Annotated in this window: 21 protein-coding genes; 12 read left to right on the forward strand and 9 right to left on the reverse strand. The window is 71.4% G+C overall.

The genetic code is table 11. The features are described 5' to 3' along the window. The first annotated feature begins 35 nt into the window (after positions 1–35). Entirely contained in the window at positions 36–1,295 is a 1,260-nt protein-coding gene (locus OG440_RS22255; RefSeq protein WP_406011423.1) for a hypothetical protein, read from the forward strand. Positions 1,296–1,384: 89 nt separating this feature from the next. Here the strand turns inward: OG440_RS22255 and OG440_RS22260 are convergent, their stop codons facing one another. Continuing rightward, positions 1,385–2,881, reverse strand: coding sequence for an oligopeptide:H+ symporter (locus OG440_RS22260; protein ID WP_406008552.1), 1,497 nt, complete (start codon positions 2,879–2,881; stop codon positions 1,385–1,387). A 526-nt stretch (positions 2,882–3,407) separates the two neighbouring features. Here OG440_RS22260 and OG440_RS22265 point away from each other — a divergent pair. Beyond that, positions 3,408–4,085 (forward strand): response regulator transcription factor, encoded by a 678-nt coding sequence (locus tag OG440_RS22265; protein ID WP_020128522.1) that lies wholly within the window; start codon positions 3,408–3,410, stop codon positions 4,083–4,085. Positions 4,086–4,237: 152 nt separating this feature from the next. Further along, on the forward strand, positions 4,238–5,512 hold the full coding sequence (locus tag OG440_RS22270; protein ID WP_406008553.1) for an ATP-binding protein: 1,275 nt from the start codon (positions 4,238–4,240) through the stop codon (positions 5,510–5,512). 124 nt (positions 5,513–5,636) lie between these two features. On the opposite strand, the gene OG440_RS22275 is transcribed toward OG440_RS22270, so the two are convergent. Further along, on the reverse strand, positions 5,637–6,176 hold the full coding sequence (locus OG440_RS22275) for a GtrA family protein (RefSeq protein WP_406008554.1): 540 nt from the start codon (positions 6,174–6,176) through the stop codon (positions 5,637–5,639). Between the two features lie 198 nt (positions 6,177–6,374). On the opposite strand from OG440_RS22275, the gene OG440_RS22280 reads away from it, so the two are divergent. The 3 genes from OG440_RS22280 to OG440_RS22290 are packed head-to-tail and all read left to right on the forward strand — an operon-like array spanning position 6,375 to position 9,249. Further along, positions 6,375–7,547 carry a 5-(carboxyamino)imidazole ribonucleotide synthase gene (locus tag OG440_RS22280; protein ID WP_406008555.1) on the forward strand — a complete coding sequence of 391 codons (1,173 nt, stop codon included), beginning with the start codon at positions 6,375–6,377 and terminating at the stop codon, positions 7,545–7,547. Next, positions 7,544–8,065, forward strand: a complete 522-nt coding sequence (gene purE / locus OG440_RS22285) for a 5-(carboxyamino)imidazole ribonucleotide mutase (protein ID WP_406008556.1) — start codon at positions 7,544–7,546, stop codon at positions 8,063–8,065. The genes OG440_RS22280 and purE overlap by 4 nt, the downstream gene beginning before the upstream one ends. Before the next feature lie 5 nt (positions 8,066–8,070). Beyond that, positions 8,071–9,249, forward strand: coding sequence for a dipeptidase (locus OG440_RS22290; protein WP_406008557.1), 1,179 nt, complete (start codon positions 8,071–8,073; stop codon positions 9,247–9,249). On the opposite strand, the gene OG440_RS22295 is transcribed toward OG440_RS22290, so the two are convergent. Beyond that, the gene (locus OG440_RS22295) at positions 9,198–10,337 is read right to left on the reverse strand and encodes an alkene reductase (RefSeq protein ID WP_406008558.1); all 1,140 of its coding nucleotides are present in this window, start codon (positions 10,335–10,337) and stop codon (positions 9,198–9,200) included. The two genes, OG440_RS22290 and OG440_RS22295, sit on opposite strands and share 52 nt — an antisense overlap. A 105-nt stretch (positions 10,338–10,442) precedes the next feature. Between OG440_RS22295 and OG440_RS22300 the strand changes: the two genes are divergently transcribed. Next, positions 10,443–10,805: a MerR family transcriptional regulator gene (locus tag OG440_RS22300; protein ID WP_406008559.1), complete on the forward strand. Its 363-nt coding sequence runs from the start codon at positions 10,443–10,445 to the stop codon at positions 10,803–10,805. A 97-nt stretch (positions 10,806–10,902) separates the two neighbouring features. Beyond that, entirely contained in the window at positions 10,903–12,096 is a 1,194-nt protein-coding gene (locus OG440_RS22305) for a dipeptidase (RefSeq protein WP_406008560.1), read from the forward strand. 21 nt (positions 12,097–12,117) lie between these two features. Here OG440_RS22305 and OG440_RS22310 read toward each other — a convergent pair whose 3' ends face one another. Together OG440_RS22310 and OG440_RS22315 are read right to left on the reverse strand one after the other, a co-directional pair. Beyond that, positions 12,118–12,516 (reverse strand): VOC family protein, encoded by a 399-nt coding sequence (locus tag OG440_RS22310; protein WP_406008561.1) that lies wholly within the window; start codon positions 12,514–12,516, stop codon positions 12,118–12,120. Positions 12,517–12,656: 140 nt separating this feature from the next. Beyond that, on the reverse strand, positions 12,657–13,016 hold the full coding sequence (locus OG440_RS22315) for a VOC family protein (RefSeq protein ID WP_406008562.1): 360 nt from the start codon (positions 13,014–13,016) through the stop codon (positions 12,657–12,659). Between the two features lie 92 nt (positions 13,017–13,108). Between OG440_RS22315 and OG440_RS22320 the strand changes: the two genes are divergently transcribed. Next, positions 13,109–13,630, forward strand: a complete 522-nt coding sequence (locus tag OG440_RS22320; RefSeq protein ID WP_406008563.1) for a CGNR zinc finger domain-containing protein — start codon at positions 13,109–13,111, stop codon at positions 13,628–13,630. Positions 13,631–13,787: 157 nt separating this feature from the next. On the opposite strand, the gene OG440_RS22325 is transcribed toward OG440_RS22320, so the two are convergent. Next, positions 13,788–15,131, reverse strand: a complete 1,344-nt coding sequence (locus OG440_RS22325; RefSeq protein WP_406008564.1) for a UDP-glucose dehydrogenase family protein — start codon at positions 15,129–15,131, stop codon at positions 13,788–13,790. 198 nt (positions 15,132–15,329) lie between these two features. Between OG440_RS22325 and OG440_RS22330 the strand changes: the two genes are divergently transcribed. Then, positions 15,330–16,487 carry an acyl-CoA dehydrogenase family protein gene (locus OG440_RS22330; RefSeq protein ID WP_406008565.1) on the forward strand — a complete coding sequence of 386 codons (1,158 nt, stop codon included), beginning with the start codon at positions 15,330–15,332 and terminating at the stop codon, positions 16,485–16,487. A 114-nt stretch (positions 16,488–16,601) separates the two neighbouring features. Here the strand turns inward: OG440_RS22330 and OG440_RS22335 are convergent, their stop codons facing one another. Further along, positions 16,602–17,162 (reverse strand): acyl-CoA thioesterase, encoded by a 561-nt coding sequence (locus tag OG440_RS22335; protein WP_406008566.1) that lies wholly within the window; start codon positions 17,160–17,162, stop codon positions 16,602–16,604. A 120-nt stretch (positions 17,163–17,282) separates the two neighbouring features. On the opposite strand from OG440_RS22335, the gene OG440_RS22340 reads away from it, so the two are divergent. After that, a complete protein-coding gene (locus OG440_RS22340; protein WP_406008567.1) occupies positions 17,283–18,563 on the forward strand; it encodes an LCP family protein in 1,281 nt (426 codons plus the stop codon). 71 nt (positions 18,564–18,634) lie between these two features. Here OG440_RS22340 and OG440_RS22345 read toward each other — a convergent pair whose 3' ends face one another. Both OG440_RS22345 and OG440_RS22350 read right to left on the reverse strand, forming a co-directional pair. After that, the gene (locus tag OG440_RS22345) at positions 18,635–18,997 is read right to left on the reverse strand and encodes a four-helix bundle copper-binding protein (RefSeq protein WP_406008568.1); all 363 of its coding nucleotides are present in this window, start codon (positions 18,995–18,997) and stop codon (positions 18,635–18,637) included. 130 nt (positions 18,998–19,127) lie between these two features. Further along, positions 19,128–20,591: an LCP family protein gene (locus OG440_RS22350; protein ID WP_406008569.1), complete on the reverse strand. Its 1,464-nt coding sequence runs from the start codon at positions 20,589–20,591 to the stop codon at positions 19,128–19,130. Positions 20,592–20,722: 131 nt separating this feature from the next. Between OG440_RS22350 and OG440_RS22355 the strand changes: the two genes are divergently transcribed. After that, a complete protein-coding gene (locus OG440_RS22355) occupies positions 20,723–21,766 on the forward strand; it encodes a glycosyltransferase family 2 protein (protein ID WP_406008570.1) in 1,044 nt (347 codons plus the stop codon). Positions 21,767–21,850: the final 84 nt, after the last annotated feature.

The following is a 21,850-nucleotide window of genomic DNA, read 5'->3' on the forward strand; positions in this document are numbered from 1 at the left end:
CGCGGAAGAGAGCGGCAGCGGCGGGCGCCGCCGTCCTGTTCACCGGGGCGGCCGTCCTGCTGGGCGTGAGCGCCGGGCAGGCCCAGGCCGCCGAGGTGGCCTACGCCACCAAGTGCGTTCCGCCCTCGGGCATCGGCCTGCCCGACGTCAACGGCACCACCAAGGTCGAGATCACGGTACCGGCGACGGCGAAGGTCGGCGACACCGTCGACGTCGTCTGGAAGTTCACCCAGGCCGCGTCGAAGAACCCCGACATCATCGACCTGCCCGCGAACTCGGTCCAGCCGTCCGGCACCCTGAAGGCGGCCGGCGCCCAGACCGCCGACATCGCGATGCAGGGGCCGCGCGAGAACCCGGCGATCCCCAAGGGCGGCGCGATGACGCTGTCCGACATGAAGGGCACGCTGAAGCTGACGGCGGCCGGACAGGTGACGCTGACCCCCGACGCGTACGTCGTCAACGCGCTGTCCACGGACACCAAGTGCGCGCCGACGGAAGCCGTCCAGCCGGCGGCGACCATCACCGTGACGGCGGGGGAGGGGAGTTCGGGCTCGGCCTCGCCGAGTACGTCCCCCGACCCCTCGCAGAGCCAGAGCGCGTCGCCCTCGTCGAGCGCGTCCGGCACCCCCGGCACCTCCCCGTCGGCGTCCGAGACCGGCGGCGACAGCGGCCGGACGGACTTCACCGGCAAGGTCGTCGACATCCCCTACACCTGCCAGTCGCCGATCGGAGAGAAGAAGGCGACCTCGCCGATCCAGATCAACGCCAAGAAGAACGGCGGGAGTTACGACCTCACCGTGCAGTTCAAGAAGTCGGTCATGGACAGTCCGATCGACATCCCGGCCGGCAAGGTGAAGCCGACCATGCAGATCGTGCTGGGCGGTGCGGACCAGGGCTCGGTGACGGTGGAGGGCCCGCTGAACTCCGCGCCCATCCCGCAGAACGACCCGATCGAGATCCCCGACCTCAGGGGCGTCTACAAGCCCGGCGCGACCGGTGAGTCCACGCTCTCCCCGGGCGTCCTCACGATCGAGGCCATGGGCACGACCACCACCTGCACGCCGGACAGCACGGCCGTCTCCCTCACCCTGGACACCGCGGAACAGGCGAGCGGCGCCTCGGGCGGCAGCGGCTCCTCGTCGTCCTCGGGCGGGTCCACGTCGACCGGTGGCGGCCTCGCGGAGACGGGCTCCGGCGACCACGGCGCGCTGAAGGCCCTGGGCCTGGTGGCGGGCACGGCGGTGCTGCTGGGCGGCGCGGTGTTCACGTTCATGCCCAGGAAAAGGGCGAACTGAGCCGCGCGGCCCGGAACGACGGAGGGCCGCCGTACCCACGGGGGTACGGCGGCCCTCCGGCACGCACGGTCAGCCGAGGCCGGGGGACGTCAGTGGACGTCGCCCATGAGCGCCTTGACCTTCTTGCGGTACATCCACACGGCCACACCGGCGACGACGGCGAGCACTGCCTCCAGGGCGACTATGCCCGTCTTGTTGAGGTCGACGCCGGCGATGGACAACAGACCGGTCGTGGCGTCACCTGCGGTGACGGCCAGGAACCAGACGCCCATCATCTGTGAGGCGTACTTGGCGGGAGCCATCTTCGTGGTGACCGACAGGCCGACCGGGGAGAGGGTCAGCTCGCCGACGGTCTGCACGAAGTAGACCGCCGCCAGCCACAGCGCGGCCGCCTTGTGACCGCCCTCGGCGATCGACAGCGGAGCCAGGAACAGGAAGAAGGACGCGCCGACCAGGACGAGGCCCATCGCGAACTTCGTCGCGGTGCTCGGCTCCTTGCCGCGCCGGGCCAGTGCCAGCCAGGCCCAGGCGAAGAGCGGGGCCAGCGCCATGATCAGGACGGGGTTGACCGACTGGTACCAGGAGACCGGGAAGTCCCAGCCGAAGACGCTGTTCTTCGCCGAGGAGTCGGCGAACAGGGACAGCGTCGAGCCGCCCTGGTCGTAGATCATCCAGAACACGGCCGCGGCCACGAAGAACCAGACGTACGCGGTCAGCTGGGACTGCTCGGCGCGGTCCAGCTCCTTGTCGCGCTTCATCCGGGCGATGACGACGACCGGGATGACCAGACCGGCGACGGTGATCGGGACCAGCAGCCAGTTCAGCGTGTAGACGCCGGACACACCGACGACGGCGTAGAAGACGATCGCGACGGCCGCCCAGAACGCGGCCTTTCGCAGGGTGGCCGCCTTCTCCTGCGCGGACAGCGGGGTGGGGACGACGTCCGAGCGGGAGCTCAGGTGGCGGCTGCCGAGCAGGAACTGGGCGAGGCCCAGAGCCATGCCGAGCGCGGCCAGCGCGAAGCCCAGGTGCCAGTTGACGTTCTCACCGATGGTGCCGATGATCAGCGGCGCGGCGAACGCGCCCACGTTGATGCCGATGTAGAAGAGCGTGAAGCCACCGTCACGGCGCGGGTCGTCGGGCCCGTCGTAGAGGTGGCCGACCATCGTCGAGATGTTGGCCTTGAGCAGACCGGAGCCGATGGCGACCAGGCCGAGGCCCCCGTAGAAGGTGCCGGCGTTCGGCAGCGCGAGGGTCAGATGGCCGAGCATGATGACCGCGCCGGCGACGGCGACGGTCTTGCGCGGGCCGAGCACGCGGTCCGCGAACCAGCCGCCGGGCAGGGCGAGCAGGTACACGAGCGACAGATAGACCGAGTAGATCGCGGTCGCGGTCGCCGCGCTGAGGTGCAGGCCGCCGGGAGCGACCAGGTACAGCGGGAGCAGGGCCCTCATGCCGTAGTAGGAGAACCGCTCCCACATCTCGGTCATGAAGAGTGTGGCCAGTCCGCGGGGGTGGCCGAAGAAGGTCTTCCCGGAGCCGGGTGTGCCCGGGCGGACCGAGTCCTTCGTCAGGCTGGACGCCATGTCGTTCCTTGCTGCTCGGGACGCGCGCCGCGGTGGAGCGTTGCGCGCCCGGTGGGGGGCGGCCGGCACCGGCGACCGCGTCGTCCACCCCCACGCCCCGGGGGAGTCCGCTCCGGGTCTCGGAGCGGCGGACGGCGACCACCGGGATCCACGCCCCCTCGAGTCGGGGGCCCGGCCACAGGTCATTCCTTTGGAGGCCGGCGGGGACCGGCCCGCACACAAAGGAGACCTTCAGCGTCAATCCGACCGCCGAAGGTCCATGCGTGCTACAGGCGTTACTTCACCATACGACAGCACAACGCCGGATATGGAAGGACTTGAGACGCGGATCACAGGTGATCAAGGAACCGTGGGCAAGGTTTCGAAGGTCTCCACCAGGGTGCCATCCCTCGACCGCAGGTCCGTACCAAGATCGACGCGGGAAGGGGCGGTCGCCAGGCACTCCGGCTGTCCGGCATGTCCGTGAGTAAGAAACAGCGGGGCGATCACACTTCGGCCGTCGCCCGGCGCGGACTACCATCAGCCCATGACCCGTGTACTGCTCGCCGAGGACGACGCGTCCATCTCGGAGCCGCTGGCCCGCGCCCTGCGCCGGGAAGGTTACGAGGTCGAGGTGCGTGAGGACGGCCCCACCGCGCTCGACGCCGGAATGCAGGGCGGCGTCGACCTGGTCGTGCTGGACCTCGGGCTGCCCGGCATGGACGGTCTGGAGGTGGCCCGCCGACTGCGCTCGGAGGGGCACGCCATCCCGATCCTCATCCTGACCGCGCGCGCCGACGAGGTGGACACCGTCGTCGGTCTGGACGCGGGCGCCGACGACTACGTCACCAAGCCCTTCCGGCTCGCCGAGCTGCTGGCCCGGGTCCGGGCCCTGCTGCGGCGCGGCGCGTCCGAGCCCCAGCAGCCGCCCGCCACGCACGGCGTCCGCATCGACGTCGAGTCGCACCGCGCCTGGATGGGCGAGGAGGAACTCCAGCTCACGGCGAAGGAGTTCGACCTGCTGAGGGTCCTCGTCCGCGACGCGGGCCGGGTCGTCACCCGCGACCAGCTGATGCGCGAGGTCTGGGACACCACCTGGTGGTCCTCGACCAAGACGCTCGACATGCACATCTCCTGGCTGCGCAAGAAGCTCGGCGACGACGCGGCGAATCCGCGGTACATCGCCACGGTGCGGGGCGTCGGTTTCCGCTTCGAGAAGAGCTGAGCTCCCCCAAGGGGACTCCCCGCCGCTGAGGCTCGGCCGATGACGCGGTCGCGTCGTCGGCCACGGGCCGTGGGGGCTGGTCGCGCGGTTCCCCGCGCCCCCGGGTCGGCTGCCCTCGCCGGTCTCACACAGTCACCGCCCCGGAGGGTCTCGTGCGCCGCCGTCTCATTCAGTCCACGCTCGCCGTCGTGCTCGTGGTCATCGCCGTCTTCGGGGTGTCCCTCGTCATCGTCGAGACCCGCACGATCAGCAACAGCGCCCAGGAACGGGTGGACTCCGAGGCGTTGCGGCTGGCCAGCATCGTGGACAGCCGGCTGGTGGGCTCGGAGAACGTCACCGCCGAGATACTGCGTGACCAGGTCACCCAGGACCGTTACGCCGAGATCCGGATCCCCGGCCGGCCGGCCATCCAGGTCGGCACCAAGCCCCAGGGCGATGTGATCAGGGCCACCGCCCGGGGCGAGGAGGGCGAGACCGTCCTGGTCCAGGAGCCGCGCTCCACGGTCACCCGGGAGGTCGGCCGTACGCTGCTGATCATCGCCCTGGTGGCGCTGCTCGCGGTGATCGCGGCGGTCCTGCTGGCCATCCGCCAGGCCAACCGGCTCGCCTCCCCGCTGACCGACCTCGCCGAGACGGCGGAGCGGCTGGGGTCGGGCGACCCGCGGCCCCGGCACAAGCGGTACGCCGTCCCCGAGCTCGACCGGGTCGCCGACGTCCTCGACGCCTCCGCCGAGCGCATCGCCCGCATGCTGACCGCCGAGCGCCGCCTCGCCGCGGACGCGTCCCACCAGCTGCGCACGCCGCTGACGGCCCTCTCCATGCGTCTGGAGGAGATCACGCTCACCGACGACCCGGAGACCGTGAAGGAGGAGGCGACGATCGCCCTGACCCAGGTGGAGCGCCTGACGGACGTCGTCGAACGCCTCCTGACCAACGCCCGGGACCCGCGCACCGGGTCGGCGGTCACCTTCGACCTCGACGAGGTCATCCAGCAGCAGCTCGCCGAGTGGCGCCCCGCCTACCGGGGCGTGGGCCGGGCCATCGTCAGCTCCGGCAAGCGCAATCTGCGGGCGGTGGGCACGCCCGGCGCGGTCGCCCAGGTGCTGGCCGCCCTGATCGAGAACTCCCTCATGCACGGCGGCGGCACCGTGGCGCTGCGCACCCGGGTCACCGGCAACCAGTCCGTGGTCGAGGTCACCGACGAGGGTCCCGGCGTCCCCGCCGACCTGGGCGCCCGCATCTTCGAGCGGGCCATCAGCGGCCGCAACTCCACGGGTATCGGCCTGGCGGTGGCCCGTGACCTGGCGGAGGCCGACGGCGGCCGTCTGGAGATGCTCCAGGCCCAGCCCCCGGTCTTCGGGCTGTTCCTGTCCCGCACGGCCCCGCAGAAGCGGACCGCGGAGGGCGGCGAGCCGACGGTGAGGTAGCGCCCGACGCCGACCGCTGCCCGGTCCCGTCCTGTGCCGGTCCCGTCCTGCGCCGGTCCCGGTCCTCCGGCGGCCTCAGCCCCTCCCGGCCCGGCTTCCTCCGGCCGGCCGGGCGCCCGTCGGGTCAGCCGACCCGCTGACCGGCCCTCGGCTCGGGCCTCGGCTCGGGCTTCGGCTCGGGCCTGCGGGACTGCTCGGTCACCGTCAGGAACGACTCGGCGCCGGCGACGGCCTCTTTGACGGGCAGCGCCCGGAACACCCACGTCCGGTACGACCAGAACCGGAACAGGGTCGCGATCCCGATGCCGACGAACTTGAACACGTTGCTCTGGATCGGGCTGTCCCAGCCGAACCCGTAGGTCGCCGCGAACAGCAGGCCGTTCTCGATCACCAGCCCCACCGCGCTGAACAGCAGGAACAGCGTCAGTTCCTTCGTCCGTCCGCTCTTGTCGCGGTCACGGTAGGTGAAGTAGCGGAACCCCACGTAGTTGAAGACGATCGACACGACCGTCGCTATGACACTGGCCCGCACCACCTGAAGGTCGGTGAGATGCCGGACCAGGTTGAAGACTCCGAGGTTGACCAACAGCCCCGCGCCGCCCACGGCTCCGAACTTCGCGAGCTCGCGGACGACCCTCCTCAGCCCCGAGGAACCATGCGCCATGGTCGTACAGGCCCCCGTCCGGGATCGGTTTCGTCAACCCAGCCATGCTAACCACCACTCTTGTCGGTTTCCTGTGGTCCGGCTCACGGGCCGGTGACCAGCGGGGAAGAAGCGGGGAAACGGTCGGTATGAGACGGGAAAGGTGCCGGTAAGAGGCACGGAATTCGGCCGCGGTGGCGTGCCCGATACCCTGGGGGCGTGACGTTCCCGGTAGTCGGCATGGTCGGCGGGGGCCAGCTCGCTCGTATGACACACGAGGCGGGCATCCCGCTCGGCATCAGATTCAAGCTCCTCAGTGACACCCCACAGGATTCCGCGGCGCAGGTCGTGAGCGATGTCGTCATCGGCGACTATCGCGATCTCGACACGCTCCGTGAGTTCGCGCGCGGGTGCGATGTGATCACCTTCGATCACGAACACGTACCCACCGAGCACCTCAGGGCGCTGGAGGCGGACGGCATCCCCGTCCGCCCGGGCCCCGACGCGCTGGTGCACGCCCAGGACAAGGGGGTGATGCGCGCGCGACTCGACGCGATCGGCGTTCCGTGCCCCCGGCACCGGATCGTGACCGACCCGGCCGACGTCGCCGCGTTCGCCGCCGAAGGCCTGGCCGAAGGCGCCGCGGGCGACGGGTTCCCGGTGGTCCTCAAGACCGTCCGCGGCGGCTACGACGGCAAGGGCGTGTGGGTCGTCGACTCCGTCGAGGAGGCGGCGGACCCCTTCCGGGCCGGCGTCCCCGTCCTGGCGGAGGAGAAGGTCGACTACGTCCGCGAGCTCGCGGCGAACGTCGTGCGGTCGCCGCACGGGCAGGCGGTCGCCTACCCGGTGGTCGAGTCGCGCCAGGTGGACGGCGTCTGCGACACGGTGATCGCCCCCGCGCCCGGCCTGGACGGGGCCCTCGCGCTGCGCGCCGAGGAGATGGCCCTGCGGATCGCCAAGGAACTGGACGTGGTCGGCCACCTCGCGGTCGAGCTCTTCGAGATCCGCGACGCCGACGGGGCGCCCGCCGTCCTGGTCAACGAACTGGCGATGCGCCCCCACAACTCGGGCCACTGGTCCATGGACGGCGCGATCACCTCGCAGTTCGCCAACCACGTCCGTGCGGTCCTCGACCTCCCGCTCGGCGACCCGCGCCCCCGCGCCCCGTGGACCGTCATGGTCAACGTCCTCGGCGGCGACTACCCGGACATGTACTCCGCGTACCTGCACTGCATGGCCCGCGACCCGCAGCTGAAGATCCACATGTACGGCAAGGACGTGAAGCCCGGCCGCAAGGTCGGCCACGTCAACACCTACGGCGACGACCTGGACGACGTCCTCGAACGCGCACGTCACGCAGCCGGTTACCTGAGAGGCACGATCACCGAATGAGCCCCGTTGTAGGCATCGTCATGGGTTCGGACAGCGACTGGCCGGTCATGGAGGCCGCCGCCCAGGCCCTCGACGAGTTCGAGATCGCGTACGAGGTCGACGTCGTCTCCGCACACCGCATGCCGCGCGAGATGGTCGCGTACGGCGAGCAGGCGGACGGGCGCGGCCTCAAGGTGATCATCGCGGGCGCCGGCGGTGCCGCCCACCTCCCCGGCATGCTCGCCTCCGTGACCCCGCTGCCGGTGATCGGCGTACCCGTGCCCCTGAAGTACCTGGACGGCATGGACAGCCTGCTGTCGATCGTGCAGATGCCGGCCGGCGTCCCGGTCGCCACCGTCTCGGTGGGCGGCGCCCGCAACGCCGGCCTGCTGGCCGCCCGCATCCTCGCCACCCAGGACGAGGAGCTGCTCACCCGCATGCGGGAGTTCCAGCAGGAGCTGAACGACCAGGCCACCGAGAAGGGCAAGCGCCTGCGCGCCAAGGTCGAGGGTTCGAACGGCTTCGGTTTCGGAAAGTGACCCAGATGACCTCACTGGACACGGCCCGCGAGCTCCTGCGCGAGTTCCCCGTCGTCGACGGACACAACGACCTGCCCTGGGCGCTGCGCGAGCAGGTCCGCTACGACCTCGACGCCCGCGACATCTCCGGTCACCAGCACGCCCACCTGCACACCGACATCCCCCGGCTGCGCGCGGGCGGGGTCGGCGCGCAGTACTGGTCGGTGTACGTGCGCGCGGATCTGCCCGACGCGGTCCCGGCGACGCTGGAGCAGATCGACTGCGTGCGGCGGCTCATCGCCCGCCACCCGGAGGACCTGCGCGCCGCGCTGACGGCCGCGGACATGGAGTCGGCGCGCGCGCAGGGCCGTATCGCCTCGCTCATGGGGGCCGAGGGCGGTCACTCCATCGCCAACTCGCTCGGCACCCTGCGCGGCCTGTACGCGCTCGGCGTGCGCTACATGACCCTCACCCACAACGACAACGTGGACTGGGCCGACTCCGCGACCGACGAACCCAAGGCCGGCGGGCTGTCCGCCTTCGGCCGGGAGGTCGTGCGCGAGATGAACCGCGAGGGCATGCTGGTCGACCTCTCGCACGTGGCGGCGACGACGATGCGGGACGCTCTCGACACGACGAGCGCGCCGGTGATCTTCTCGCACTCCTCCGCGCGAGCGGTGTGCGACCACCCCCGCAACATCCCGGACGACGTCCTCGAACGCCTCCCCGCCAACGGCGGCATGGCGATGGTGACCTTCGTGCCGAAGTTCGTCCTCCAGGCCGCCGTCGACTGGACCGCGGCCGCCGACGACAACATGCGCGCGCACGGCTTCCACCACCTCGCCACCACGGCGGAGGCGATGAAGGTCCACCGGGCCTTCGAGGAGACGACCCCCCGCCCGATCGCCACCGTCGCCACGGTCGCCGACCACCTCGACCACATGCGTGAGGTCGCCGGCATCGACCACCTCGGCATCGGCGGCGACTACGACGGCACCGCCTTCACCCCCGACGGCCTCGACGACGTCTCCGGCTACCCCAACCTGATCGCGGAGCTCCTCGACCGCGGCTGGTCCCGGCCGGACCTCGCCAAGCTGACCTGGCAGAACGCGGTACGCGTCCTCGGCGCGGCCGAGGACGTGGCCCGCGACCTTCAGACGACCCGGTCGCCGTCCCACGCGACGATCGAGTCGCTGGACGGCTGAGCGGGCCCGTCGGACAGGGCGGGGTAGTCGGTGTAGCCGACCGCCCCGCCCACGTACATCAGGTACCGGTCCCGCAGCGGGTTCAGCGGCGCCCCCCTGCGCAGCCGTTCGACCAGGTCGGGGTTGGCCAGGAACGGCCTCCCCAGGGCGATCAGCTCGGCTCCGGCGGCGAGCAGCCGGTCGACCGCGCCGGAGACGGCGTCGGTGGTGAGCCGCGTCAGCACGGGATTGGCGACGAGCGTCCCCGGCCACTCGGCCCGGATCCGGCGGAACAGCGGCGAGTCCGGGTCGGCGTACACCACGTGCAGATACGCGAGTTCGAGGCCCTTCAGCCGTTCCACGAGCGCCGGGTAGAGCTCCGTCGCGTCGTCGCCGTCCTCCTCGATGCCGTTGAAGGTGACGCCGGGCGAGATCCGTACACCCACTCGCTCCGGGCCGATCTCCGCGGCGACCGCCTCCACCACCTCCGCCGCGAACCGGATCCGCCCCGCGACCGAGCCGCCGTAGGCGTCGGTGCGGCGATTGGTGTTGCGGGCCAGGAACTGGTGCAGCAGGTGGCCGTTGGCGGCGTGCACCTCCACGCCCTCGAAACCGGCGTCGAGCGCGTTGCGGGCGGCCGCGGCGAAGTCGGCCACGGTGGCGGCGATGTCGTCCGGGCCCATCTCCCGGGGCGTGACGGCGGGCCGGTGGCCGTCCGGCGTGAAGATCGTCTCCGGCAACGGGACGGGGGAGGGGGCGACGGGGGTGAGCCCGCTGGTCGCCGGATGACCCACCCGCCCGCCGTGCTGGAGCTGGAGGAACATCCGCCCGCCCGCGTCCCGTACGGCGTCCGTCACCCGCCGCCACCCGGCCACGTGCTCGGGCCGGTGGATCGCGGTGATGTTCGGGTACGTCTGCCCGACCGCGTTGGGGGTCGCGGCCTCGGCGATGATCAGACCGGCGGAGGCGCGCTGGGCGTAGTACGCGACCATGAGGTCGCCCGGGGTGCCGTCGGCGGCGGCGCGGTTCCGGGTCAGGGGGGCCATGACGAGACGGTGGGGGAGGGTGAGCCCTCCCAGCCGGAACGGGGTGTCCTTGGTCGGTGTCATGGCGGTACCGTAGAAGTTGACACTGATGTCAGGTTCAAGTCCCGTCCGCTCCCGGCACCGGGACCGGCACCAGGAACGGGACCAGGAACGGGACCGGGAGTGGCCATGCGGATCGGTGAACTGGCGCGGCGCACGAACGTCAGCGAGCGCTCCCTGCGCTACTACGAGGCCCAGGGGCTGCTGGCCGCCGACCGCACCCCCGGCGGGCACCGGGACTACCCGGAGCGGGCCGTCGACCGGGTCGTGCTCATCCAGGAGCTGTTCGCGGCCGGGCTGCACAGCAGCAAGATCGCGCAGCTGCTGCCGTGCATGCGGGACTCCGACGGGGGCCCCTCCGCCGTCGCCACCCCCCGGCTGGTGGCCGACCTCACCGCCGAACGCGACCGGATCGACCGTACGATCGCGGACCTGCGCCGGTCCCGGGACACCCTGGACGAGGTGATCCAGGTGGCCGCGGAGGGCGCCTGACCGGCGCGGCCGTTCCCCCGAACGCCGCGTCCACCAGGAAGCCGGCCGCCGTCCGTGCGACGGTGAGCGTACTGCCGATCGACGTACGGAGACCGCCATGGCCGACCTCCATGACGAGCCGCACACCCTCCCCGAGGTCGGTGAGCTCGACGGCGAGGCGCAGGCGGATCCGTTCAACCCGTACACGCCACGCACGGCCGAGGAGGCCGCCGAGGCCGCCGAGGCCGCCGCCCAGGCCGCCGCCGAGGCCGCCCGAGCCGTCCCCGATGGCGAGGAGCCCGAGGACACCCCGCTGGAGCGGGCCCGTGCCCTCCTCGCCGCACACCCCGTCGCCGACGGCTACAGCGGGCTGCCCGCGGCCCTGCGCCAGCTGCCCTGGTGCGACCTCCAGCTCGGCGAGAGCGCCGTCGACACGGACGTGCCCCGGCTGCGCCGGGGCAACGTCGGCGCGCTGCTGTGGTCGCTGCACCTGCCCCACGGGGTCGTCGCCGACCGGGCCGTCGGGGCCACCCTGGAGCAGCTGGACCTCGTCCGCTCCGTGATCGACGCCCACCCCGAGGGACTGCGGCTCGCCCGCAGCGCCGGGCAGATCATCGACGCCCGCAACTGCGGCCGCGTCGCCGTGGTCCTCGGCCCGGCCACGGCCGCCGCGCTCGACGACTCCCTGGGCGTCCTGCGCGTGCTGCACTCCCTCGGGCTGCGCGTCCTCACCCTCGCCGGCACCACCTGGGCCGGCGAGGCGGGGCTGACCCGGTTCGGCGAGGAGGTCGTGCGCGAGATGAACCGGCTCGGCGTGCTCGCCGACCTCTCCGGCGCCTCCGACCCCACCATCGGCCGGGTCCTCACCCTCTCCAAGACCCCCGTCCTGTGCACCCGCTCCGCCGCCCGCGCGCTGCACCCCCACCCCGCCAACCTGTCCGACGAACTGCTCGCCGGGCTGGGCGCGGCCAAGGGACTCTGCCTGGTGCCGCTGACCGCCGAGCAGACCGGCCCCGGCCTCCGGGACGTCGCCGACCACCTCGACCACGTCCGCGCGATCGCCGGCCCGGCCTGCGTCGGACTGTCCGGCACCTACGACTCCGGTGCCGCCCACCCGCAGGGCCTCACCGACACCTCCGGCTACCCGCACCTGATCGCCGAGCTGCTCCGCCGGGGCTGGCCGGAGACCGACATCACCCTGCTGACCTGGGGCAACGTACAGCGCGTCCTGCGCACCGCCGACTTCACGGCCCGAGCGGCCCAGGAACGCAGGGAGCCGTCGACGGCGCGGATCGCGGAGCTGGACGGCTAGCGCCGGGCAGGGGCGGAGCCGCTACGGCTGATCGATCCGGCACAGGCAGAACGGATGTCCCGCCGGATCGGCGTACACCTGGAAGTCCTTCTTCTCCCGGTCCTCCAGGTCCAGCGGCCGCGCGCCCAGCGCCAGCACCCGCTCGTGGGCCGCGTCGATCTCCTCCCAGGTGGCGCCCCCGTCGAGATCGAGGTGGAACTGCTGCGGATTACGGTCGGCGCGCGGCCACTCCGGCGGGGTGTACCCGTCCACCTGCTGGAAGGCGATCCGGGGGCCACCGGGGACGCGCAGGACGAACCAGTCCTCCCCGCCGTCCTCGGCCTCGGGCGTTCCGCCCAGGACCGCCGCGTAGAACTCGGCGAGCGCGCGCGGGTCGGGACAGTCGAGGACGACGGAACGGAAGCGGGCGACGGGCGGCATGGAATCCTCCTGGATCGAGCGCGGTTCGGGACGTCGGCGGTCGTGCGGGCTGGGACGATGGTGCGGGCCCCGGCCGTCGTGCGTGCTTCGGCCGTCGTGCGGCCTTCGGCAGTCGTGCGGGCTTCGGCGGTGGTGTGGCCTCAGCAGGCGCACAGGCAGAACGGGTGCCCAGCCGGATCCGCGTACACACGCCAGCCGCGCGAGCGGTCCTTCGCGTCCAGCGGCTTCGCGCCGAGCGCCAGCACGCCGCGCTCGGCCGCGTCGAGGTCGTCGACGGTGAGGTCCAGATGGAACTGCTGCGAGTGCTCGGGCGCGGGCCACGCGGGCGGTACGAACCCGGGGGCCGCCTGGAACGCCAGCGACTGGCCCCCGGGCACCTTCACGTCGACCCAGTCCCCCTCGCCCTCGACGCTGCCGCCCAGCACCTCGGCGTAGAAGGCGGCCAGCGCGGCCGGATCGGGACAGTCCAGAACGACGACACCCAGCTCGGCGAGAGCCATGACTTCCTCCTGCGGTCGGGGTGGTTACCCATAAAGCCGGGTAACCGGTAACGGTTACTGCATACTCCCGCGTTGGCGGTAACGTCGCAAGCATGAACGACCGATCGGCCGCACCCGGGGGCCTGGCCCTGGTCGAGGCCCTGGTGAACACGCTGGACCTCGAGTCGGGCGCGGACGCGCTGGACACGGCGGAGGGCCGGGCGCGTCTCGGGCTGCCGGAGACCACCGGCGACGAGGTCGCGGACGAGCTGGCGCGCGCCCGTGAGCTGCGCGAGTCCCTGCGCGCGGCGCTGCTGGCGCACGCGGGCCATCCGCCGCACCGCGAGGTGACCCCGCTGGACGGGCTGCTGGCGTCGGCGCCCCTGCTGGTGACGGTCGACGAACACGACGGCTCCGCCCGCCTCACTCCCGCCGACGGGGCCTCGCTGCTCTCCCGTACGGCCGCCGCGGTCGCGGACGCGCTGATCGCCGGCACCTGGAGCCGGCTGAAGGCCTGCGAGTCCGCCACCTGCCACTGGGCGTACTACGACCGCAGCCCGGCGGGCCGCGGCCGCTGGTGCTCGATGCAGGTGTGCGGGGCGCGCGCGAAGATGCGGCGGTACCGGGCGAAGTAGTTCACCGGCCGAGGCACAGGCCGGTGGTGCAGAATGCAGCAAGACGCCGGTTCGGCCGACTGAGCCTCGGCCGAACCGGCGTCGCTCCCGGACCTGTACCGCGCCCTGCCTCGTGTGCCCCGTGCCCCGCGTGGGGCGGAGCCCGTTCCGCCGGCGCCTACGCGGTCGGGCGGCCCATCGCCCGGTAGGTCCAGCCGGCCTTGCGCCACAGGACGGGGTCGAGCGCGTTGCGCCCGTCGAGGATCAGCCGGGTCGTCGCGACCTCCCCGAGCTGCGCCGGGTCGAGGTCGCGGAACTCGCGCCACTCGGTGAGGTGCAGTACGGCGTCGGCACCCCGGACGGCCTCCAGGGCCGAGTCCGCGTACCCGAGCGTCGGGAAGACCCGGCGGGCGTTGGCCATCCCCTTCGGGTCGTACACCGTGACCTGCCCGCCCTGGAGATGGATCTGACCGGCGACGTTGAGCGCGGGGGAGTCCCGCACGTCGTCGGAGTCGGGCTTGAAGGTGGCGCCGAGCACGGCGATCCGCTTGCCCAGGAAGGACCCGCCGCCCAGCGCCTGCCGGGCCAGCTCGACCATCTGCCCGCGCTGGCGCATGTTGATGGAGTCGATCTCGCGCAGGAAGGTCAGCGCCTGGTCGGCCCCGAGCTCACCGGCACGGGCCATGAAGGCCCGGATGTCCTTGGGCAGGCAGCCGCCGCCGAAGCCGATCCCCGCCCGCAGGAACTTCTTCCCGATCCGGTCGTCGTACCCGATGGCCTCGGCCAGCTTGGCGACGTCGCCGTCGGCGGCCTCGCACACCTCCGCCATCGCGTTGATGAAGGAGATCTTGGTGGCGAGGAAGGAGTTCGCGGAGGTCTTCACCAGCTCCGCCGTGGGGAAGTCGGTGACGACGAACGGCGACCCCTCGCGGATCGGCGTCTCGTACACCTGCCGCAGCAGCGCCTCGGCCCGCTCGCTGCGCACGCCGACGACGATGCGGTCCGGGTGCAGGGTGTCCTGGACCGCCAGCCCCTCGCGCAGGAACTCCGGGTTCCAGGCCAGCTCGGCGTCCGCGCCGGCGGGCGCGAGCTCGGCGATCGTCCGGGCCAGCCGGTCGGCGGAGCCCACCGGCACGGTGGACTTGCCGACGACGAGCGCGGGCCGCGCCAGATGCGGCGCGAGAGAACCGATGGCGGACTCGACGTACGACATGTCGCACGCGTACTCGCCGTGCTTCTGCGGGGTGTTGACGCACACGAAGTGGACGTCGCCGAAGGCCCCCACCTCGGCCCAGTCCTGGGTGAAGCGCAGTCGCCCGCTGGACCCCTCGAAGCCGGGAACGTGGCTGCGCAGCAGTTCTTCGAGCCCCGGCTCGTACATGGGGGTCTCGCCGCGCTCCAGCATCTCGATCTTTTCGCGCACGACATCGAGAGCGAGCACCTCGAAGCCCAGCTCGGCCATGGCCGCGGCGTGCGTGGCGCCGAGATAGCCGGTGCCGATCACGGTGATCTTGAGGGCCATGGATGCTCCAGGTGGGGGTGTCGTCGCTGCGCGCCCGAGCATAGTCGGGGCGTGTCGGCTCCCTTCACCGGGCAGTTGTGAGAAAGAGGCGCCCTGTCGCCAAGCTCACGTATCACTCGGTCGGGCAGACCCCTAAAATTTGAGTTACTTAACGGTAATTAGCGTCGGTGACCGTAGCGTTTTGGAGCGTGAGACACCTTGGCCGGATCGGCTGACTTCGACCTGTACCGCCCGTCCGAGGAGCACGACATGCTCCGCGACGCCATCCGCGCGCTGTCCGAGGCGAAGATCGCGCCGTTCGCCGCCGCGGTGGACGAGGAGGCCCGTTTCCCGCAGGAGGCGCTGGACGCGCTGGTGGCGAGCGACCTGCACGCGGTGCACGTTCCCGAGTCGTACGGCGGGGCGGGTGCGGACGCCCTGGCCACGGTGATCGTGATCGAGGAGGTCGCGCGGGTCTGTGTGTCCTCCTCGCTGATCCCGGCGGTGAACAAGCTGGGTTCGCTGCCGGTGATCCTGTCGGGTTCCGAGGACCTGAAGAAGAAGTACCTGGCGCCGCTCGCCAAGGGCGACGCGATGTTCTCGTACGCGCTGTCCGAGCCGGACGCGGGTTCGGACGCGGCCGGTATGAAGACGAAGGCGGTCCGCGACGGCGATCACTGGATCCTCAACGGCGTGAAGCGCTGGATCACCAACGCGGGCGTCTCGGAGTACTACACGGTGATGGCGGTGACGGACCCGACGAAGCGCTCGAAGGGCATCTCGGCCTTCGTGGTGGAGAAGTCCGACCCGGGTGTCTCCTTCGGCGCGCCGGAGAAGAAGCTGGGCATCAAGGGCTCCCCGACCCGCGAGGTCTACTTCGACAACGTGCGGATCCCGGCCGACCGGATGATCGGCGAGGAGGGCACGGGGTTCCTGACGGCGATGAAGACGCTGGACCACACCCGGATCACGATCGCCGCGCAGGCGCTGGGCGTGGCGCAGGGCGCCTTCGACTACGCCAAGGGCTATGTCCAGGAGCGCAAGCAGTTCGGCAAGGCGATCGCCGACTTCCAGGGCATCCAGTTCATGCTCGCCGACATGGCGATGAAGATCGAGGCCGCCCGCGCCCTCACCTACCAGGCCGCCGCCGCCTCGGAGCGGCTGGACGCCGACCTCACCTTCCAGGGCGCGGCGGCGAAGTGCTTCGCCTCGGACGTGGCGATGGAGGTCACCACGGACGCGGTCCAGCTCCTGGGCGGTTACGGCTACACCCGGGACTACCCGGTGGAGCGGATGATGCGCGACGCGAAGATCACCCAGATCTACGAGGGCACCAACCAGGTCCAGCGCATCGTCATGGCGAGGAACCTGCCGTAAGCGGTCGATGAGCCGAAGGCCGCGAGCGGTCGTCGAGCCGAGGACGCGAGGCCGAAGACGCGAGGCCGAAGGGTGCCCGGGGGGAACGGGCACCCTTCACCGCTCCCGGCTCGCTCAGTCGTCGAGGCCCTCCGCGACGCGGCGCTCGCGCAGTTCCCTGATCGCCCGGCGCCGGGCCAGCCGGTGGGTGCGGCGGATCTGGGCCTCCTGGCACCGCCGCTTGTCGCGTTCCGTCTCCGGGAGCACCGGGGGGACCACGCGCGGCTTGCCGTCGGCGTCGACGGCGGCGAAGACCAGATAGGCCGAGCCGACCTGGGTGGCCGGAGCGGACTCGTTCCAGCGCTCGGCCAGCACCCGGACCCCGACCTCCATCGACGTCCGGCCGGTCCAGTTGACCTGGGCCTTCACATGGACGAGGTCGCCGACGCGGACCGGCTCCAGGAACGCCATCTCGTCCATGGACGCGGTGACGGCGGGCCCGCCGGAGTGCCGTCCGGCCACCGCGCCCGCCGCGTCGTCCACCAGTTTCATGATCACGCCACCGTGCACCGTGCCCAGCAGGTTGGTGTCGTTGTGGGTCATGATGTGGCTGAGGGTGGTGCGGGACGCGGACGTGGGCTTGCCCGGGATGTCCGGGGTGCTGCCCGAGTCCGCCGCGGTGACCTGGTCTGTCATGTCCTCCACCTTATGCCGACGGGGACAAGCCGGGACTTTGTGTCAGCTTGGCAACAGCGGGGCCCTGATTCTCCGACGGCCCTTGTAAGGCACACAGCACTGCCCTGCACACTGGTCCGCATGAACGATTGGCCCGAGGGGTGGTCCGACAGTGACCGCGGCAACCGGTACGGCGGCGGCAGCGCCAACGCGCAGCCCGAGAGCCCGCGTGTCATGCGGCAGGTCCGCCGCGGCCCGGCCGCGCCGCCGCAGAGCGCCGGTGTCCCGCCGCAGCCGTCGTACGTCAACGGCCAGGGATACGGCGACTACACGAACGCCCAGAACACCGGATACGACAGCGGCTACAGCTCGGGTGAGGTCTACGGTGGTGGCGGCGACTCCGGCGGGCCGGGTGGCTACGACACCCGTGCCCCGCGTCCCGCGCCGAACTGGCGCCGCCGTATCAAGTGGACGGCGATCACCGTCCTGACCGTGCTGGTCGTCACGTCGGTGGGCACCTACTTCTGGGCCGACGGCAAGCTGAAGCGCGAGGTCGACCTGTCGAAGGTCATCGACCGGCCCGAGGGCGGCGACGGCACGAACTACCTGATCGTCGGCTCCGACAGCCGTGAGGGCCTGTCCGCCGAGGAGAAGAAGGAACTGCACACCGGTTCCGCCGAGGGCAAGCGCACGGACTCGATGATGATCCTGCACGTCGGCTCCAACGGCGACACGCTGGTCTCGCTGCCGCGCGACTCGGACGTGGAGATCCCGACGTTCGTCGGCTCCGAGTCCGGCAAGACGTACAAGGGCACCGGCCGGCACACCAAGCTGAACGCCGCGTACGCGACGGACGGCCCGGAGCTGCTGGTGCGCACGATCGAGTTCAACACCGGTCTGCGCATCGACCACTACGTGGAGATCGGCTTCGCCGGTTTCGCGAACATCGTGGACGCGGTCGGCGGTGTCGAGATCACCATCGACAAGGCCTTCAAGGACAAGTACTCGGGCGCCGACTTCCAGGCGGGCAAGCAGACGCTGAACGGCGAGGAGGCGCTGGCCTTCGTCCGCACCCGGCACGCCTTCGCCGCGTCCGACCTGGAGCGCACCAAGAACCAGCAGAAGTTCCTCGCGGCCCTCGCCCACGAGGTGGCGACCCCCGGCACGGTCCTGAACCCGTTCGCGCTCTACCCGACGATGAGCGCGGGCCTGGACTCGCTGATCGTCGACAAGGACATGGGGCTGTACGACCTGGGGTCCATGTTCTTCGCGATGAAGGGCGTCAACGGCGGCGACGGCACCTCGCTGAACATGCCCATCTCCGGCTCCTCCGGCGGCAACCTCGTCTGGGACAAGACGAAGGTGAAGCAGCTGGTGAACGAGTTGAACAACGACGAGAAGGTCACGGTCACCGGCAACTGAGCCGACCCGACCCGATCACGAACGAGCAGGGGCACCCGCACAGGGTGCCCCTGCTCTCGTCCGGGCGGCGGTCACATGGTGGCGCCCGCCATCGTGCGGCACATCTCGGCGCAGCGTCGACAGGACTCCGCGCAGCGCATCATCTGCGGATCGTCCGGCATGGACATACACGCCTCGGCGCACATGTCGCAGGCCTTGGCGCACATGGCGCACATCTCGGCCGACATGGGCGAGCGCCGCATCATCATGTCGGCGCACATGCGGGTCGTCTCGGAGCAGTCCATGAGCGCGCGCATGATCTGCATCTGGGCCTGGCCGCCCATCTGCATGCAGGAGCTCATGGTCTCCTCGCACATGCTGTGGCAGGCCATGCACGCCTCGACGCAGTCCTGCATCTCCTTGCTCATGGTGGTCATGGTTCCGGGCTGGGTCATGGCTCCTCCTGGGGTGCGGGGGCCCGGGCGGGCCCCGTGGGCGCCCTTCCGTCGTACGCCTCCCACGTGCCCCGCGCCATCGGACGGACGGCTCCGTTCCGTACGTTTCGCACCAGAAACGCACATCCGCCTAGGAACAGCCCACTTCGTCGCCCCGCACCACTCCCGACTCGCCCTGCTCCACCTGGTCCGCCCGCACCTTGCGGACCTGGTGGAAGTCCGTCCCCGCGATGACCTTCAGCGTGGCCCCGAGGCCCTTCACGGCCCGTAGTTCACTGCCCGGCAGGGCCGTCGCGAGAGACTTCGCGGAACGGTCCCAGCGGGGGTCGTAGGCGACGACCGTGCGCCGGGTGGAGGGGGTGGCCGCGCTGACCGGCTGCCGGGTCGTACGGAAGCCCGTCGCCGCCAGCGCCGCGTCCACCCGCTTGCCGAGCCCCGCCGTGCGGGTGCCGTTCTCGACCTGCACGCGGATCTGCTGCGGGGCCACTTCGACCCGCGTCGCGTCGCTGTCGCGCGGCCGGGCTCCCGCGTCGGCGAGCGACTCGTCGTCGCGCAGGGCCCGGAAGAGGCGCTGCGCCTTCACCGGATCCCACTTCAGCGTCGAGCCGACGCCCTTCACGACGTAGTCCATCCGGCCGATGGGGACGGTCGTGAACTCGGAGGAGGAGGGCGAGAAGGTGCGCATCGCCCGGCCGAGGTCGAGGAGCTCGTCCGTGCCGAAGCCCCGGTCGGCCCGTACCGAGCCGAGCACCGCCCGCGTCACGTCCCGGAACCTCAGCGGGTTCAGCAGCACCCCGGAGGAGGTGGCCCGGTCCACCAGGGCCGCCAGGAAGCGCTGCTGGCGCTTCATCCTGCCGAGGTCGGAGGAGGCGTCCGTGTGCCGGGAACGGACGTACTGGAGGGCCTGGCCGCCCTTGAGCGTGTGCGTGCCCGGGGCCAGGTCCAGGCCCGTGTACGTGTCCTTGAGGGGCTCCGCCGTGCAGATCCGCACGCCGCCCAGCACGTCCACCGTCTTCATGAAGCTGGTGAAGTCGACCTCCAGGTAGTGGTCGATCTTCACGTGGGTCATGTTCTCGACCGTGCGGACGGTGAGCTGCGGCCCGCCCTCGGCGTAGGCCGAGTTGATCCTGATCGGGTGGCCGCCGTGCTCCTTGCCCGTGACCTGGTCGGTGTGCGGCGGCGTCAAGGCGTAGGAGTCGCGCGGGAGACTGACGACGCTGGCCCGCTCACGGTCCTCCGAGATGTGCACGATCATGATCGTGTCGGTGCAGTGGCAGGGGGCCCCGCCCAGGCGGTAGCGGCGGCGCTCCGTCTCCGTGATGTGGTCGCGGCCGTCGGTGCCGACCAGCAGGACGTTCATCCCGTGGCCGGCCCGCGGACGGTTCTTCATGTCCTTGAAGGGGTCGACCCGGGCGATGTCCGCGTCGAGGCCGGCGACCACCGAGTGACCGATCCCGGCGGCGGCGAGCAGCACCACCGAGAGCGTGGTCGTCGCCCGCATGGCCCAGCGGGGGCGCCCGCGTCGGCCGGGACGGCGGGACAGACGGCGTGACGGATAGGGGCGACGCGGGGACCGGGACGGTGTGGGGGGCATACGGGCACCTCCGGGCGGCGGCCGTGGGCGGTGGTGGCCGTTGGAACGGTAGGCCCATACGATCTGCCGACCGGTGCAGCGCACCCGGCGGGGCGGGCCGTGTCCCCCGTTCGCGGTAACGTGAGCCCCCTATGAACGCCAAGCCCGACGTGCAGCTCCCCGCCGTGTCCGTCATCATGCCCGTCCTGAACGAGGAGCGGCATCTGCGCGGAGCCGTCCAAGCGATCCTCGCCCAGGAGTACGCCGGCGAGATGGAGGTCGTGATCGCCATCGGTCCTTCCGCGGACCGTACGGAAGAGATCGCGGCCCAGCTCGTCGCCGAGACGGCCTCCGGCACCAAGCGCGTGCGCACGGTCCCCAATCCCTCAGGGCGTACGCCCGCCGCGCTCAACGCCGCGATCAAGGCCTCCCGCCATCCGATCGTCGTCCGCGTCGACGGGCACGGCATGCTCTCCCCGAACTACATCGCCACCGCCGTACGGCTCCTGGAGGAGACCGGCGCGCAGAACGTCGGCGGTCTCATGTACGCCGAGGGCGAGAACGACTGGGAGCACGCGGTGGCCGCGGCCATGACCTCGAAGATCGGGGTCGGCAACGCCGCCTTCCACACCGGAGGGCAGGCCGGCCCGGCGGAGACCGTGTATCTCGGCGTCTTCCGGCGGGCGGCGCTGGAGCAACAGGGTGGCTACAACGAGGAGTTCATCCGCGCCCAGGACTGGGAGCTGAACTTCCGGATCAGGGAGGCCGGCGGCCTCATCTGGTTCTCGCCCGAGCTCAAGGTCTCGTACCGGCCGCGGCCCAGCGTCAAGGCGCTCGCCAAGCAGTACAAGGACTACGGCCGTTGGCGGCACGTCGTCGCCCGCTACCACGAGGGTTCCATCAACCTGCGCTACCTCGCCCCGCCCACCGCGGTGTGCGCGATAGCCGCCGGGATCGTCGTGGGCGCCGCGCTCACCCCGCTGGGCTTCGTGATCCCGGGCGGCTACCTCGCGGCGATCGTCGCCGGGTCGCTGCCGGCCGGCAAGGGGCTGCCGCTGAAGGCACGGCTCCAGATCCCCGTGGCCCTCGCCACGATGCACATGTCGTGGGGCTTCGGTTTCCTCACCAGCCCGAAGGCGCTGGCCCGCAAGGTCATCGCCTCGCGCCGCCCCGCGGTCCTCACCGACGCGCACTGAGCACCGCCCGCTCGGCCCCGGTGGCGGAGGGACGCGCTCACGAAGCACTTCGGGAGCGCGCCCGCAGGGCGCCGAAGACCCGGA

Source organism: Streptomyces sp. NBC_00637 (genome assembly GCF_045161545.1).
In the GTDB taxonomy this organism is placed as follows: Bacteria; Actinomycetota; Actinomycetes; order Streptomycetales; family Streptomycetaceae; genus Streptomyces.

Coding starts and splice junctions, on each gene's coding strand:
- OG440_RS22340 (WP_406008567.1), top strand. CDS start 17,283: ATGAACGATTGGCCCGAGGGGTGGTCCGACAGTGACCGCGGCAACCGG.
- OG440_RS22260 (WP_406008552.1), bottom strand. CDS start 2,881: ATGGCGTCCAGCCTGACGAAGGACTCGGTCCGCCCGGGCACACCCGGC.
- OG440_RS22290 (WP_406008557.1), top strand. CDS start 8,071: ATGACCTCACTGGACACGGCCCGCGAGCTCCTGCGCGAGTTCCCCGTC.
- OG440_RS22300 (WP_406008559.1), top strand. CDS start 10,443: ATGCGGATCGGTGAACTGGCGCGGCGCACGAACGTCAGCGAGCGCTCC.
- OG440_RS22320 (WP_406008563.1), top strand. CDS start 13,109: ATGAACGACCGATCGGCCGCACCCGGGGGCCTGGCCCTGGTCGAGGCC.
- purE (WP_406008556.1), top strand. CDS start 7,544: ATGAGCCCCGTTGTAGGCATCGTCATGGGTTCGGACAGCGACTGGCCG.
- OG440_RS22275 (WP_406008554.1), bottom strand. CDS start 6,176: ATGGCGCATGGTTCCTCGGGGCTGAGGAGGGTCGTCCGCGAGCTCGCG.
- OG440_RS22345 (WP_406008568.1), bottom strand. CDS start 18,997: ATGACCCAGCCCGGAACCATGACCACCATGAGCAAGGAGATGCAGGAC.
- OG440_RS22335 (WP_406008566.1), bottom strand. CDS start 17,162: ATGACAGACCAGGTCACCGCGGCGGACTCGGGCAGCACCCCGGACATC.
- OG440_RS22295 (WP_406008558.1), bottom strand. CDS start 10,337: ATGACACCGACCAAGGACACCCCGTTCCGGCTGGGAGGGCTCACCCTC.
- OG440_RS22350 (WP_406008569.1), bottom strand. CDS start 20,591: ATGCCCCCCACACCGTCCCGGTCCCCGCGTCGCCCCTATCCGTCACGC.
- OG440_RS22325 (WP_406008564.1), bottom strand. CDS start 15,131: ATGGCCCTCAAGATCACCGTGATCGGCACCGGCTATCTCGGCGCCACG.
- OG440_RS22310 (WP_406008561.1), bottom strand. CDS start 12,516: ATGCCGCCCGTCGCCCGCTTCCGTTCCGTCGTCCTCGACTGTCCCGAC.
- OG440_RS22315 (WP_406008562.1), bottom strand. CDS start 13,016: ATGGCTCTCGCCGAGCTGGGTGTCGTCGTTCTGGACTGTCCCGATCCG.
- OG440_RS22355 (WP_406008570.1), top strand. CDS start 20,723: ATGAACGCCAAGCCCGACGTGCAGCTCCCCGCCGTGTCCGTCATCATG.
- OG440_RS22265 (WP_020128522.1), top strand. CDS start 3,408: ATGACCCGTGTACTGCTCGCCGAGGACGACGCGTCCATCTCGGAGCCG.
- OG440_RS22305 (WP_406008560.1), top strand. CDS start 10,903: ATGGCCGACCTCCATGACGAGCCGCACACCCTCCCCGAGGTCGGTGAG.